Raw genomic sequence first — 13,611 nt, forward strand, 5'->3', positions numbered from 1 at the left:
ATATAATGTTAATCAGAGCTTTTTTATGAATTGAAAATGAACAGGTGAAAGGAAAATAACACCTGTCCACTTAAATAATTAATTACGTCCTTGTGAGACGTATCTAATCTCATCTTCTACCACACCACATGCACCACATTGAACTTTAAGCTCTGGACCACGGTAAGGTAAATGAAAGGGGTCTAATTGTTTGTTCGAATAGTCTTCAACAACTTCACCAGTTTGTGGGTTTAACTTTACCGAGGAAGCCTGTTGTTGAATAATATTAAATCTTGTTCGGTTAGTTTTGCAGTTAGGGCAGCAATAAGCTCCAGCCATTTCAAAACACCTCCTTATTTTAGTGTATACAGTTATAGGGGTAGTTTATCCTTTGTGAATTAGACAAATTCCCTTGCCCATATAAATAATTGAGGAGGGGTTACTATGATTAAAGGACTTGATTTGCAACTTGTCGGATTTTTAACCGTTTCACTCATAAGAGAATATATGTTTATAAAGCAATTACCACAAGTTTATTACTGGGATAAGATTCAAGATAATGAGGATGTAAAAGGTGGGTAAACGATTGTAAAGTATACAACAAAGCAAAGTACCCGTTTTGTTGTATATTTTTTAAAAATAATGTGTACAAGTCTCATCGAATGGGTACTGAAAAGTAATGAAGAAATTAGAGATATAGGAGGTCTTTTCATTGAAAAAAGCATTATTTTATACAATAACAACTTTGTTTGTAGCAACAATATTAACTGGATGTGTAGATGAGGAGGATGAAGTTAACCCTGGGTTCCCTGAGTCAGATGAAGCAGAGGAAATGTATGAAGACTTGGGCGATGAGTAAAAAAAGGTCACATAAAAGTACTGACTTTTATGTGACCTTTAAGTAAATATATAAACATTTATTTAAGCTGTTGTAGTAAAGCAGGTAATTCAGTTAATTCCTTGATTTCATAGCTTGGTTGAATATCATCAACAATCTGTTTACCATCACGGTTAATCCAAACATTATTCATTCCAATTCGATTAGAACCTAGAATGTCAGTATGGAGATTGTCACCAACCATTATTGATTCTTCTTTTGTAGCATCGACTAATGTAAGGACATGCTCAAAGATAGATGGGTCGGGTTTACCTCTACCATATGCACCAGAGACAACAATGTAATCAAAATATGGTACTAGTTCTGGTGTCATATCTAGCTTTTCATTTTGTAACGAAGGAGAACCATTCGTCAATAATACGAGCTGATAGTCTTTCTTTAGCTCGTCTAAGACTTTGAATGTATCTTCGTATACGAAAGGACTTTTTCTACGGTTTGCAGGGAATAGCTCTCCTAGCTCAGCACCGTACGCAGGATCATCGATTCCTAACTTCTGTAAACCTATTGTCCATGCTTCTTTACGATATGTAGGGACAATTTCTTTCATTGCACGGAAGCTTTTATCGATTTTATCAGTAAAGTCTCCCCATAAACCTTCGAATGGGTTTATACCGATCATTTTCGTAAATTCATATGTTTCATATGATGCGTATAATTCACGTGCTGCTTCTCGAACCGCTTCCTCTAATTCATCGGGGTTTACATCATATTTGTCAGTTGCTGCTTGGCAAGTAAGGACAAATGCTTCTTTAACACTTTTCTTATCCCATAATAGTGTATCATCTAAATCAAAAACTACTGCTTTCATCATTTTCTCCCATCCTAACTATTCATACTTTTTTGACACTATTTTATCATAATTTACAAGAAGAAAGACGATTTGTTTTAAAAACTTTAGCATGATTATGAATCAAATGGAAAAAGTAGTAGTACATATTTTTTCGAATTGGGAGCGGATTGTGTGAAAGGTATAAATATAAGTGATCATTTTTTCTCAGAAAAGTGGATGAAAATTCTAGAGGAAGTAACTTTTTTTTCTAAGAGAAGCAGATGTGTATGGTATCGTGGACAAAATAATAATGGAGTAGATAATGGTCATTCCTATTGCCTTGTTTCAAGCTTATTTCGATTCAATTATCCTCTAGAACAAATACTAGAGTGGGAAGAGATAAGCTATAAACGGTTTATGGAAAATGGCTTCGATCTACATAAAACAGTAAATCAATGGGAGCTATTATATTTAATGAGGCATTACGGCGTCAAGACGAGATTACTTGATTGGTCGGAATCCTTTGCAGTTGCACTGTATTTTGCGACAAAGGGTTGGGACGGTGAAAACGAATGCAGTATATGGCTCCTAGATCCACATCGCCTTAATAAAATTTTTCATAACACAACAGAACTAATTAGTATGCCGAGGGAAAGCTCATTTTTAGATAAAAGAAATGAATATAAAAAAACCGTTGCATTAAGTCCATATATGAATACGACGAGGAGTGTGTTCCAAAAGGGCTTTTTTACGATGCAAGGAAACACAAAAGAAGGATTAGAAATTGAAGGGGAACAGATTTTGATGAAGGAAAAAGTATTAAAGCATATAAAACTATCCCCTGAAATAAAAAATGACATTGCCATGTTCCTTGAATTAAGTGGTGTAAATAACTTTGCATTGTTCCCGGATTTAGACGGTTTAGCAACCTTTGTAAATCAATGGACTACTGAAGACATGATAAAGAAGGAAGTAGATGAGAAGTATCATGAAACTACTTATTATCGTGAGACGGGCGGTGGGGTTAGAGAGTGGTCTGAAGATGAAGATACGTATAAACTATAGAGCTATTGGATGTGCATACATTGACAGTATAGTATGATTGAGATACTATGTTTTTCTGATGTTTACTTAAGGGAGGGGTGTTCCCCTTATGAAAAAGGAATTAAAGATAAAGAAGGTATTAAATAATAATGTTGTCATCGCACAGAATTTTTTCAGAAAAGAATCTGTCCTAATTGATAAGGGTATTGGATTTGGAAAAAAGGTTGGAGACCCAATAGATGCTTCTGTAGTTGAAAAGATTTTTATATTACAAGACAAGAAAGAGCAAGAGCAATACAAGAAGTTACTACCTTTTCTAGATGAAGAATTTATTGGATTGATGAACGATATTGTCTACTTTATTCAATCGAAATTGGAAAACGAGGTAGGGGAGCATATTCATATTGCCCTTTCAGACCATATCGCATTTGCGATGAAACGAATAAAAGAAGGACTTGAACTCCAAAATCCATTTTTATTAGAAACAAAAACGCTGTATCCAGAAGAATACAGAATTGCTACAGATGTTGTAAAGATGATTAATGAACAAAGTAAGGTCACTCTTCCAGAAGCAGAAATTGGTTTCATTGCATTACATATACATAGTGCTACTTCTAGTAAAAGTATTTCTGAAGTAAGCCACCATTCACGGCTAATTCATGAATTAATTACTGTCATTGAAAAAGGACTTTCTATTACGATTGATAAAGAGAAAATCGATTATTTGAGGTTAGTACGTCACTTAACCTTTACAATTGAACGGGCAAAAACTGAAGAAAAAGTAGATCAATCTAAAAAATTGTTAGATGTAGTGCAAGAGGAATATCCTCTATGCTATAGTGTTGCATTGAAAGTAATCAACGTTATACAGCAAGGGATAAAGACACCAGTTGACGAATCGGAGGCAGTCTACTTAACACTTCATCTGCAAAGGCTTTCAAATAAAAATAAGTAAGTCAAACAATTGAAGTGAAGAACGAAAAGATTGGGATAGTGTAAGAGGACTGCCTTAGTAGGTACTAGGTTCTTAAGACAGCCTCTCAATCGATAATTATTTTTTTGAAAGAAACTCTAGAATTGGTTTGAAGGGCTGTCTTTCTTTTTCCAGAAAGTACGTGGACAATGGACAGCCTCTTTCTTCAATTCGTTTTAAAATACTAGTGATTGGAAATCGTTCAGGGCGAAGATCCTCATTCACTTCCTCCCAAAACAATGGAGTTGCTACTAAAGCTTCCTTGTTTCCCCTAGCAGAATAAGGAGAAATAATGGTTTTTCCTTCACCGTGTTGAATGTAATCAATATACAAGCGATTTCCACGCTTCTTTTTCAAACGTTCAGTTGTAAATAAATCAGGTTCTTTAGAAATTAAGTAATCTGCAACAAAGCTTGTGAATTTTCTTGTGTCGTCAAACGAAAACTCATTTTCAGGAAGAGGTAAATAAACCTGAATTCCTTTATTTCCTGATGTTTTTACGAAAGAGGAAAGGTTTAATCCATCAACGACTTCTTTTATTAGTTGGGCTGCTCTGACAGCATATGAAAATTCTTTTCTAGATGGTGGATCAAGGTCAAAGACAATTTCAGATGGTCCCTTTGAATATCTCGTTTGAAAGGGTATATGAAATTCAATAGCAGCTTGGTTACCTAGCCACAGTAATGTTTCAATAGTATTAGTGACAATATAATCTATATCATCTGATTGCTCAGTTTCTACAAATTCAGGGGCGTAATCAGGGCAATTTTTTTGATAAAATGCTTCTTTATCTATCCCATTTGGATATCGAATAACAGTTAGTAGCCTCTCTTTTAAAAACGGCATCATATAGGGTGATACTTGCTGTAGATAGGAAAGGTAGTCTTGTTTTGACCAATTAATTGAGCTCCATAATATTTTTTGTGGATTCGTTACTGTTACTTCTTCATGAATAATTGGTTTCAAATCAAGAAGGAGCTTATCCCACGTACAATCTTCTGCAGTAAGGTCAAATCGAAATTGTTCAAAAAAAGGTTCCCTTAGTTGCCCTTGATATAGTTCTAAGCATTTTATGTCTACACAAATGCCAGCGGGTATTTCAATATATTCTTTCCTCGTTTGGACTTCATTTTTTCTTATAATATCAAGAAGAACTTTTCGTTCTGTTTCCTTCAAACCATGCTTAAATAAGCCGATTTCAACTTCTTTATTATGTTGGTAAACGGCTACATGAAAGAAACCATTTTTTGTATCATAACCCGTAATAAAGCAGGTAATTTTTTTATAATTTTTAAGTTTGAGCCATTGTTGTGTTCGTTTCCCTTTTTCCCATGTACTATCTTTTTGTTTAGCTAGTAAACCTTCCCCATCATGCTTTTTCACTTTTTTCCATATGTCTTCATAGTTAGGATAAGAATTTATATATTGTAAGGTTTGTGTTGTTGAAGTATCAACTTTTGTTGTGTTTAGATTATTATCTTCAAACCAATCCTTTAACCTCTTCTTTCTAATACTATATGGTTCACCTGTTATCGTGTCTCCTTTAATTGTTAGTAAATCGAATAGGAGTAAGTGACAAGGTTTCTCCTTTGTCATTTGTAGAATGGTTTCTTTTTTACGTAAACGTCCACGCTTTTGCATGATTTCAAAGCTACTCTTAAAGCTATTTTCTAGTTGAACTATTTCACCGTCACAAAGTAAAGGCAGTGTGGCTTGAATGGTTGGTTGTATTGAATGACAAAAGGAAATGACTTCTGGGAATTGTTCATTTAAGCTACGACCATTGCGGCTAATTAATTGAATTTCTTCGTTTGTCCAGTGTAATAAACAGCGATAACCATCGTATTTTACTTCATATAACCAGTTGTCCCCTTTAGGCTTTTCAGTAGATAGGGTTGGTAACATCGGCTTCAACATTTACTTCAGACCTTTCATTCATTTATCTGCCTTTAGCATTCCCAAATAAGTAGGATTAGTATAAAAAGCAGCTTTGATTATCAAATTAAGGTATATACCATAATGAAAAAGGTGATTTCATGCACACGATGTGGAAAGGGAATATTAGCTTTGGATTAGTAAGTATTCCGATAAAATTACATGCAGCAACAGAAAACAAAGACGTAAAGCTACGAAATCTTCATAAAGAATGCAAAACGCCAATTCAATATGAAAAAACTTGCCCTGGCTGTGGAAAAGAAGTAACAAATGAGGATATCGTGAAAGCATACGAATACGCAAAAAATAAATTTGTTGTTTTAGATGAAGAGGATCTTGAGGAATTAAAGAAAGAGAATGAAGATAAATCAGTAGAAATTATTGACTTTGTTATGCTTGAAGAAATTGACCCAATCTTCTTTGATAGAAGCTATTTTATGTCACCAAATGATGGTGGTTCAAAAGCATATTCTTTATTACGAAAGGCATTAGAAGATAGCGGGAAAATTGGCTTAGCGAAAATCATTATTCGATCTAAGGAGCACTTGGCAGTGATTCGCGTATATCAAAACACACTTGTCATGGAAACGATTCATTATCCAGATGAAGTTCGAAGTGTCGCTGACGTACCAAGTATTCCAAGTGAGGATAACATAACTGATAAAGAGCTTGATACTGCGAAAACATTAATTGAACAATTAACAACAACCTTTAACCCTGATAAATTCCAAGACGAATACAGAACAGCACTAATGGAGTTAATTGAAGAGAAGATAGCTAGCGAAAATACAGTCACAGCAGAAGCAAAGCCAGATGAACCTAAATCAAATGTTACTGATTTAATGTCAGCCCTTCAAGCCTCAATCGATAAGACGAAAAAGAAGAAAGCACCAACGAAAGGGAAAAAGAAAACAACTTCAGCTACTGCGACTAAAGTTAGGAAGAATGCATAATCTTTAATGGGTCAGAGAAAGTCATTGTTCAAGGAACTAGTTACATCTTTCTTAAAAGAGGTTCGCGTTATTATCATTATCGGTATTAACGCGAATCTTTCTTTTCTTACCAAGAATGATTGGACTCTTTCTTAGTAATCTATTTTAAAATAAAATAAGAAAGGGGTGATAGAGTGAGAAAGTGTGGTTTTTTTTGGATAAGTGTGATAATCAGCTTCCTAATGTTTGGATGCATAAATGAAGATGTAGTAGAGGAAACAAACGAATCTGAACATGTGAAAGAAGAGGTGCAACAAAAAGAGGACGATGAAATAGAGGAAGTTACTGATAATGAAGTGAAGGATTTTGACCAATATAGTCGTAGCCCAAATGAGTGGGGGGAGAATGTTTCTGGTGTCAAAAGAAAAATAAAAACAGATAAGGAGATTATAGCTCTAACGTTTGATGCTTGTGGAGGAAGGTACGGGAGCGGATTTGATGAAGAGCTAATTAACTTCTTAATTGAAGAAGAAGTCCCGGCAACATTGTTTATTAATAAACGGTGGATTGATGAAAATAGGGAACAGTTTTTGAAATTAACCAATAATTCTTTATTTCAGATCGAGAATCATGGTACAGACCATCTACCTTTATCAGTAAATGGACAAGCGGCATGGGGAATAAAAGGCACTAATTCACCTGAGGATGTATACAATGAAGTCATTGGAAATCAATTGGAGATTGAAAGATTAACAGGACGGGCTCCTACCTTGTTTAGATCAGGTACAGCATTTTATGATGATATTTCAGTACAGATTGTAGAAGATATGGGCTTACAGGTTGTGAATTTTGATGTCTTAGGTGATGCAGGAGCAACTTTCACAGCAGAGCAAGTACGGGAAGCATTATTGTCTGCAAATAAGGGTTCGATTGCTTTACTACATATGAACCAACCTCAAAGTGGAACGAGAGAAGGGGTTATGATGGCAATACCTTTGTTACGGGAAAAAGGTTTTGAATTTGTAACACTGGATGGATATGATTTAGAGTAAATAAATTGATGGCAAGAACAGTTGAATAAGTCACACATAACATTGTTAACTCTAGCCATTTGAAAAATTATCTGTGCTACCTTACCGTTTTTCAACGAGAAAAGAAGATGAAATATAGGTTGTTCCAACAATAGCAAATGAATGGGCAATGGCTTCGTTCGCTACTCGTCCTACGATGAGAAAACCACTCATAGTAGGACTTTCAAAATAGGTAGCAACTTCGCACATTGCTTATAGGCTGTCTAAAAAGGTGGATTTGTACCTTTCTAGACAGCCTATAATACTACAAAATGGTATTGAAACCAGAAGTCATCTGAAAGGTCATTGGTCGATTCTGCTATTAAGTGAGGTTGTCCTTCCTCGTCAGTAGTAAGCCATTGTTTATCACTGTCTTGAAATACAGGATAGATGTTACCTTCAATAAATAAGTACACCGGAGGAAATACTTCAATAAAGTCATCTTCTAATGTCTTTTTTACATTTCTTATACATTTTACAAGTTCCATAAGATCACCATCAATTATTAACATTTTTACTATTTGTCTATCATACAATGATCTGTTGTAAATGTTCAATATAAAGGGACATGAAGTAAAGCTAGATTTCTAGAAGGGATTTCTAATGAGTTTACAGAATATTTAAACTAATAAAATGAAAATGGAGGGATAACGTTGAATAAGAATGTGACTGACTTAATGACAGAACTTGAGCAATCGCTCAATCAATATGTTCGAACTGATACATTTCCCTTGGCAATTCGTGTGATGAAGGATGGGGAGGAATTACCTGAAAGAGTAAAAAGACCTTATAGAGATTTAGGTGTGCGATTTAGTATTTGTCAGGCTGTATCGATGTCAAGACGATACGGATGGGCATTAGCTATGGGGGCAGAGGACCAGTCCTGTCCAATTGCCAAAATTGCCTTTGCTTTTGAAGGGGAAGTTGACTTTTATAAGTCAGGGAATTTGGCCGATGGTATGTATACAAAGACATGTGAACTAGGGGAGAAAACAGAAGCAGCAGTTCCGAAATTTTCAAAGGAAGAAGCGGGGACAATTCTAGTGGCACCTCTTACAAGGACAAACTTTCAACCCGAAGTAATCGTTACTTATGGAAATTCTGCACAAGTGATGAGGATGGTCGCTGCGGCTCTTTATCATACAGGAGGAGAATTAACTTCTACCTTCACCTCTAGGGCTGATTGTGCTGATATAGTAATTAAAACAATTCAATCGAATAAACCACAGGTGATATTACCATGCTACGGTGATCGTGTTTTTGGACAAACCCATGACCATGAAATGGCATTTGCCTTTCCTGCATCGATGATTGAAGATTTCATTGCTGGATTAAAAGGAACACACAAAGGTGGGGTGCGATATCCTGTACCAACCTACTTACGCTATGAAGCCGAATACCCAGCAACCTATGAAAAATTAAACCAAATGTTTGACTAATAGTTTTTTAGACAATAAGGAACTAATAGGGAATTTACTCTATGAGCAGAGCGTTGAAAAAGTGAGAATCACTCTTTTTCAACGCTTTCTTTATGAGCTCCGATTTTATATCTAAGAGGAAAAATGGCTCCAAACTGTAAAAAAATGATATAATATATACTTCGAGTAACAAATTAAATTTTTCATTTCATTTAGACCTAATATAGATTCAGGTCCCATATTATATCTTAAGGGGGTGTATTCGGTGAAGAAGGTTTTATACTTATTGTGTTTTTTACTATTAGTTGGTTGTGCGAATGAAGGTGACTTAACAGAGGAGACATCTTCATCAGAACCTAAAGAAGCTCCGGTTGAAGAGTTTTTCGAGGAAGAGGAAGAGATAGAACAGGATAAGCCAGAAGTAGAAGTTGAACCAGAAGTAAAAGAAGAATTAGATGAACTGATAGATGAAGAGTTTATGTGGGAAGGGCAACGAATTCGTTATTCTTCGTTCCATGAAGGGACGCTTTCAATATCCGATGTTAGCGATTCAGGTTTTTCATTTAAATTACATGCAGTGAATGGTGCTAATATGGGAGATATATGGGGAGACGCTAGATTTATAAATGGCTTCGGCTTTTATTATGATGGTGAAGGTTGTGAGCTCGTTTTTGAACCTATAGATGATGGAATTCAGATTGAAGCTAACGAGTCTTGCTTGTACTACGGCGGAATGGGTGTTTATTTTGATGGTGAATATGTACGAGAAGTAGACGAAAAGAAAGAAGATTCATTAGTTGAGTTTGATATATTCAAAACGAAAGAGCAAGATGAACATTTTCGTGAACTTGTAGGAGATGATTATGTCTTATTCACTGACCGTTTACAATTGATTCAATCAGGCGAAGATTTAGACCGTGTTGGAGCAGAAGTGTATTTGGGTGGAGTGAGAGGCTTATTCTCTATTATGGAAGCTATTATTATGTTTAATCATGATAATGAATTTTGGGCGGCGGCATTAGTGGATGATGAAGTCTATTACTATACGAATGTAGACAACTCAAAGGAAAACATTCCAGAAACAATTCGTAAGTGGATAAATAATTTCGGAAATGTCACAGTGGAATTCAGGTAAGCTATAGAGGCCGGGACAAAAGTATTTTAGCCAAAGAAAAAATCCGAACTACAATTCATCATTCTACGATTAGAATTTTGAATTAGTTCGGATTTTCTTCTGTTAAAGCACTTACTAACATAAATTTATTCGTTTTTAGAGTTGGTCATTTATTTATATCCAAGCCTCAGTTTAGAAACAGAGGTGAGTAGCTCAATTTCTCGAATGTACTTCATAAATAGCGAATTTTAAGTAGTCGCCTTCTTCAGCAGCTAATAGCTCTGGGTGGTCATAACCTGCTCCGTCCCAGTAAATTTGGCGTAGTACTTTTCCTGCATCAAGTGCTGCTTTTTTAACCATTTCTTGGAACATGTCTCCATGTACATGGAAAGAGCAGCTAGCTGTAACGAAAAAGCCTCCATCTTTCACTAGTTTCATACCATTTAGGTTAATATCTTTATACCCACCTAACGCTTTTTTTACTGCGTGGCGAGATTTTGCAAATGCCGGGGGATCAACAATGACAACATCCCATTTTTTTTCTTCTTTTACTGAATCGCGTAGAAAGTCAAATGCGTTTGCAACTACATAGTTCATTTTACCAGTAACTTCATTGAGCTCCGCATTTCGCTTTGTTGTTTCTATTGCATGCTCAGAAATATCTACTGCAGTTACATCCTTTGCCCCGTATAAACAAGCATTTAAGGCAAAAGAACCTGTATGAGTAAAACAGTCAAGAACCGTTGAGTTTTCATCAATTAACGGTTTGATTGCAGCTCGGTTTTGGCGTTGGTCAAAGAAAAAGCCTGTTTTTTGCCCGTCTTTAATATCAACAATGTATTTCACGCCATTTTCTTCTATTTCAATTTCTGTTTCTGATTCACCGTACCAAAAGCCTTTTTCTTGTGTAAGTCCTTCAAGCTCACGTACATAAACGTCATTACGTAAGAAGACTGCTTTAGGATTAAATACTTCAAGTAATCCGCTCAGTAACCACTCTTTACGTAGCTCAATCCCAAGAGAAAGAATTTGGACAACGAGAACATCTTCATATTTATCAACTATAAATCCAGGAAGGAAATCAGATTCTCCGTAGATGGCGCGGCATGAGCGTACATCTGGAATAAAGCGCTGTCTATGTGCCCATGCTTGTTCAATACGTCTTTTGAAAAAAGCCTCATCAATTTGTTCCTCTTCATTATATGAAAGAATTCGGACGATCATTTGAGAGTTTGGGTTAATATAACCTTTACCTAAAAAGTGATGCTGATGATTATAAACGTCAACTATATCTCCAGGTTCAAACTCTCCTTGAATATCTGCTACTTCGCTCTGAAATACCCAAGGATGTCCTAATTCTAATCGTTTCTTTCGTTTACGCTGTAAAATGACTTTTGCCACATTCTCAACTCCGTTTTAAATTTGTATGTATACGGCTTATATCATACAAAAATAACAGGGGGATAGCAATGGTGTTGGGAATTTTGAGTTATGAGTTATGGGTTATGAATTGTAAGTTCAAAACATATATAATTTTGGTTTTATTGATTTGTTGGGTATGGACATAATATAAAGGTAGTTGCGGAAAGGAGGATTTTGATGAACAAGGCGGTCTTTTTAGATAGGGATGGAGTTATAAATGAGGTACTTTCTTCGAGGGTAAAGTTTGTAAATAAACCAAAGGACTTGTATTTATTAGAAGGGGTAGGAGAAGCGGTAAAAGTAATAAATGAGGCTGGTTATAAAGTGTTTGTCGTAACAAATCAAGGTGGAGTAGGTCTGGGTTTTATGAAGGAGCATACTCTTCAAAAGGTCCATGAAAAAATGATAGAAGACATTCGTAATGAGGGAGGGCGTATTGATGATGTTGCTTATTGTCCTCATAATCCTCATGCAGGCTGTGCTTGTCGTAAGCCGGAAGCACAAATGTTACTTAATTTAGCGGAAAAACATCAAATAGACTTGTCAAAAAGTTATATGGTCGGCGATCGTGAGCCAGATATAGAAGCAGGAAAAAAAGCAGGGGTGAAGGAAACAATTTTTATAGGGGATGAAAAAACATCATACGGAGCAGATAAAGCATTTCCTAGTTTACTTGAAGCAGCAAAATCAATTTTTAAGGAAAGTTGTTAATTGTTAATGATTAATGGTTAATGAAACTTTTATATCATGAGGAAGAGGTTTTAATCATTAACAATAAAATAAATGCCAAGTAATTTTATTGAAACTATCCATCATTTTTGTCGTATATAAAGGTAGAGGTGATGAGGAGTGTATTCGGAATTAAATAAACAAATTGAAATTGTTAAAGAAAAGCAGTGGAAGAAGAGAAAGTGGCAGGAGCATCTTGATGAGGCAGAACGATATCTGAGAGAGGAACAACAGAAAGCTAGTACTCTTTATGAACAATTGAAAAAAGAAAAAGCAGATGTTGAGCGATTAGAACGTGTGTCGCTAACTAATCTATTTTATACGATTACAGGACGTAAGCTAGAAAAGTTAGATAAGGAGCAACAGGAATTACTAGCGGCTGAGCTAAAATATGATGAGGCGAAGAAAACGGTAGAGGATTTACAAAAGGAAATCCGTGAATTAGATATGAACTTACAGTCTGTAAAGGGTGCTCATGAAGAATATAAAGAAATTCTTGCTGAAAAAGAAAGGTTAGTACATGATGCGAGATCACTCTGGAGTGAAGAATTGTATGTTTTATCTGATGAAGAAGCTGAACTTACGTCGTCATTGAAAGAATACAAAGAAGCGATTGCTGCAGGGAATATGGCCGAAGAAGCATTAAATCAAGCAATTAAGTCTTTACAAAGTGCACAAGGATGGGCAACTTGGGATATGATTGGTGGGGGATTAATTTCAACAGCGATAAAGCATAGCCATTTAGATGATGCAAAAGAACAAATACACCGCGCTCAAATGAGGTTACGCCATTTTCAGACAGAGCTTCAGGATATAAAAAGACATTTTCATGTAGATATTGAAATAGGGAATTTTTTAACCTTTGCAGATTACTTTTTCGATGGATTAATTGTAGACTGGGTCGTTCATGGGAAAATATCAGATTCACTTAGCCAAGCAAATGAAACAAAAAGAAAGATCACGCCACTATTAAATCAGCTCAAGGAACAGAAAAGTCAGTTTGAGGAGAAACTAGAAAGTACGAAACAAGCAAGGATAAGAATGGTAGAGGAAATTAACTAACTTGTAGTACAATATGATATGATATTTGTACAAAAAGAAAGAGGAGAGAACAAGATGATACATAATACATGGCAAACAAGTGAAACTATTAGACAGGTAAAGTGCACACATACAAATGCAAAAAAATACATGGTGAACAATGTGTTAACAGAAGGAAAAATGTATGATTTGCAAAACGAAACAGAAGAATTCTATTTTGTTATTGATAACTCAGGAAAAGTCGGGGGCTTCTATAAAGAATACTTCGAAGGGTAAGCTGTCGAGCG

16 protein-coding genes are annotated in these 13,611 nt (G+C 35.5%); 11 read left to right on the top strand and 5 right to left on the bottom strand.

Annotation, left to right across the window (positions count from 1 at the left end; translation table 11 throughout):
- Window positions 1–78: 78 nt before the first annotated feature.
- Complete coding sequence (locus tag CD003_RS04470) at window positions 79–318, bottom strand: DNA alkylation repair protein (RefSeq protein WP_096199681.1); 240 nt, start codon at window positions 316–318, stop codon at window positions 79–81.
- 105 nt (window positions 319–423) lie between these two features.
- Between CD003_RS04470 and CD003_RS21705 the strand changes: the two genes are divergently transcribed.
- A complete protein-coding gene (locus CD003_RS21705; RefSeq protein WP_179295363.1) occupies window positions 424–561 on the top strand; it encodes a hypothetical protein in 138 nt (45 codons plus the stop codon).
- Window positions 562–691: 130 nt separating this feature from the next.
- Window positions 692–838 carry a hypothetical protein gene (locus tag CD003_RS21710; RefSeq protein ID WP_179295428.1) on the top strand — a complete coding sequence of 49 codons (147 nt, stop codon included), beginning with the start codon at window positions 692–694 and terminating at the stop codon, window positions 836–838.
- Window positions 839–896: 58 nt separating this feature from the next.
- Here CD003_RS21710 and CD003_RS04475 read toward each other — a convergent pair whose 3' ends face one another.
- Entirely contained in the window at window positions 897–1,688 is a 792-nt protein-coding gene (locus CD003_RS04475; RefSeq protein WP_096199682.1) for an HAD family hydrolase, read from the bottom strand.
- Between the two features lie 150 nt (window positions 1,689–1,838).
- Here CD003_RS04475 and CD003_RS04480 point away from each other — a divergent pair, with 150 nt between their 5' ends.
- Complete coding sequence (locus tag CD003_RS04480) at window positions 1,839–2,711, top strand: FRG domain-containing protein (protein WP_096199683.1); 873 nt, start codon at window positions 1,839–1,841, stop codon at window positions 2,709–2,711.
- 88 nt (window positions 2,712–2,799) lie between these two features.
- Window positions 2,800–3,645, top strand: a complete 846-nt coding sequence (gene glcT, locus CD003_RS04485) for a glucose PTS transporter transcription antiterminator GlcT (protein WP_096199684.1) — start codon at window positions 2,800–2,802, stop codon at window positions 3,643–3,645.
- Between the two features lie 96 nt (window positions 3,646–3,741).
- On the opposite strand, the gene CD003_RS04490 is transcribed toward glcT, so the two are convergent.
- Entirely contained in the window at window positions 3,742–5,580 is a 1,839-nt protein-coding gene (locus tag CD003_RS04490) for a DNA ligase D (RefSeq protein ID WP_257008171.1), read from the bottom strand.
- A gap of 119 nt (window positions 5,581–5,699) precedes the next feature.
- On the opposite strand from CD003_RS04490, the gene ku reads away from it, so the two are divergent.
- Both ku and CD003_RS04500 read left to right on the top strand, forming a co-directional pair.
- Window positions 5,700–6,551, top strand: coding sequence for a non-homologous end joining protein Ku (ku, locus tag CD003_RS04495; protein ID WP_096199685.1), 852 nt, complete (start codon window positions 5,700–5,702; stop codon window positions 6,549–6,551).
- A gap of 173 nt (window positions 6,552–6,724) precedes the next feature.
- Window positions 6,725–7,582: a polysaccharide deacetylase family protein gene (locus CD003_RS04500; protein WP_257008172.1), complete on the top strand. Its 858-nt coding sequence runs from the start codon at window positions 6,725–6,727 to the stop codon at window positions 7,580–7,582.
- A 275-nt stretch (window positions 7,583–7,857) separates the two neighbouring features.
- Here CD003_RS04500 and CD003_RS04505 read toward each other — a convergent pair whose 3' ends face one another.
- On the bottom strand, window positions 7,858–8,088 hold the full coding sequence (locus tag CD003_RS04505; protein ID WP_096199686.1) for a hypothetical protein: 231 nt from the start codon (window positions 8,086–8,088) through the stop codon (window positions 7,858–7,860).
- A 165-nt stretch (window positions 8,089–8,253) separates the two neighbouring features.
- Between CD003_RS04505 and CD003_RS04510 the strand changes: the two genes are divergently transcribed.
- Together CD003_RS04510 and CD003_RS04515 are read left to right on the top strand one after the other, a co-directional pair.
- Window positions 8,254–9,039, top strand: a complete 786-nt coding sequence (locus CD003_RS04510) for a DUF169 domain-containing protein (RefSeq protein WP_306453939.1) — start codon at window positions 8,254–8,256, stop codon at window positions 9,037–9,039.
- 244 nt (window positions 9,040–9,283) lie between these two features.
- Window positions 9,284–10,153 carry a hypothetical protein gene (locus CD003_RS04515; protein ID WP_096199687.1) on the top strand — a complete coding sequence of 290 codons (870 nt, stop codon included), beginning with the start codon at window positions 9,284–9,286 and terminating at the stop codon, window positions 10,151–10,153.
- Window positions 10,154–10,345: 192 nt separating this feature from the next.
- On the opposite strand, the gene CD003_RS04520 is transcribed toward CD003_RS04515, so the two are convergent.
- Complete coding sequence (locus tag CD003_RS04520; protein ID WP_096199688.1) at window positions 10,346–11,533, bottom strand: class I SAM-dependent rRNA methyltransferase; 1,188 nt, start codon at window positions 11,531–11,533, stop codon at window positions 10,346–10,348.
- A 198-nt stretch (window positions 11,534–11,731) separates the two neighbouring features.
- Here CD003_RS04520 and CD003_RS04525 point away from each other — a divergent pair, with 198 nt between their 5' ends.
- From CD003_RS04525 to CD003_RS04535, 3 genes are all read left to right on the top strand, one after another.
- Window positions 11,732–12,265 (top strand): D-glycero-alpha-D-manno-heptose-1,7-bisphosphate 7-phosphatase, encoded by a 534-nt coding sequence (locus CD003_RS04525; protein WP_096199689.1) that lies wholly within the window; start codon window positions 11,732–11,734, stop codon window positions 12,263–12,265.
- 138 nt (window positions 12,266–12,403) lie between these two features.
- On the top strand, window positions 12,404–13,345 hold the full coding sequence (locus CD003_RS04530; RefSeq protein WP_096199690.1) for a hypothetical protein: 942 nt from the start codon (window positions 12,404–12,406) through the stop codon (window positions 13,343–13,345).
- 54 nt (window positions 13,346–13,399) lie between these two features.
- Window positions 13,400–13,600, top strand: coding sequence for a DUF6501 family protein (locus tag CD003_RS04535; protein ID WP_096199691.1), 201 nt, complete (start codon window positions 13,400–13,402; stop codon window positions 13,598–13,600).
- The last annotated feature ends 11 nt before the right edge of the window (window positions 13,601–13,611 follow it).

Source organism: Bacillus sp. FJAT-45350 (assembly GCF_002335805.1).
Taxonomy (GTDB): Bacteria; Bacillota; Bacilli; order Bacillales; family NISU01; genus FJAT-45350.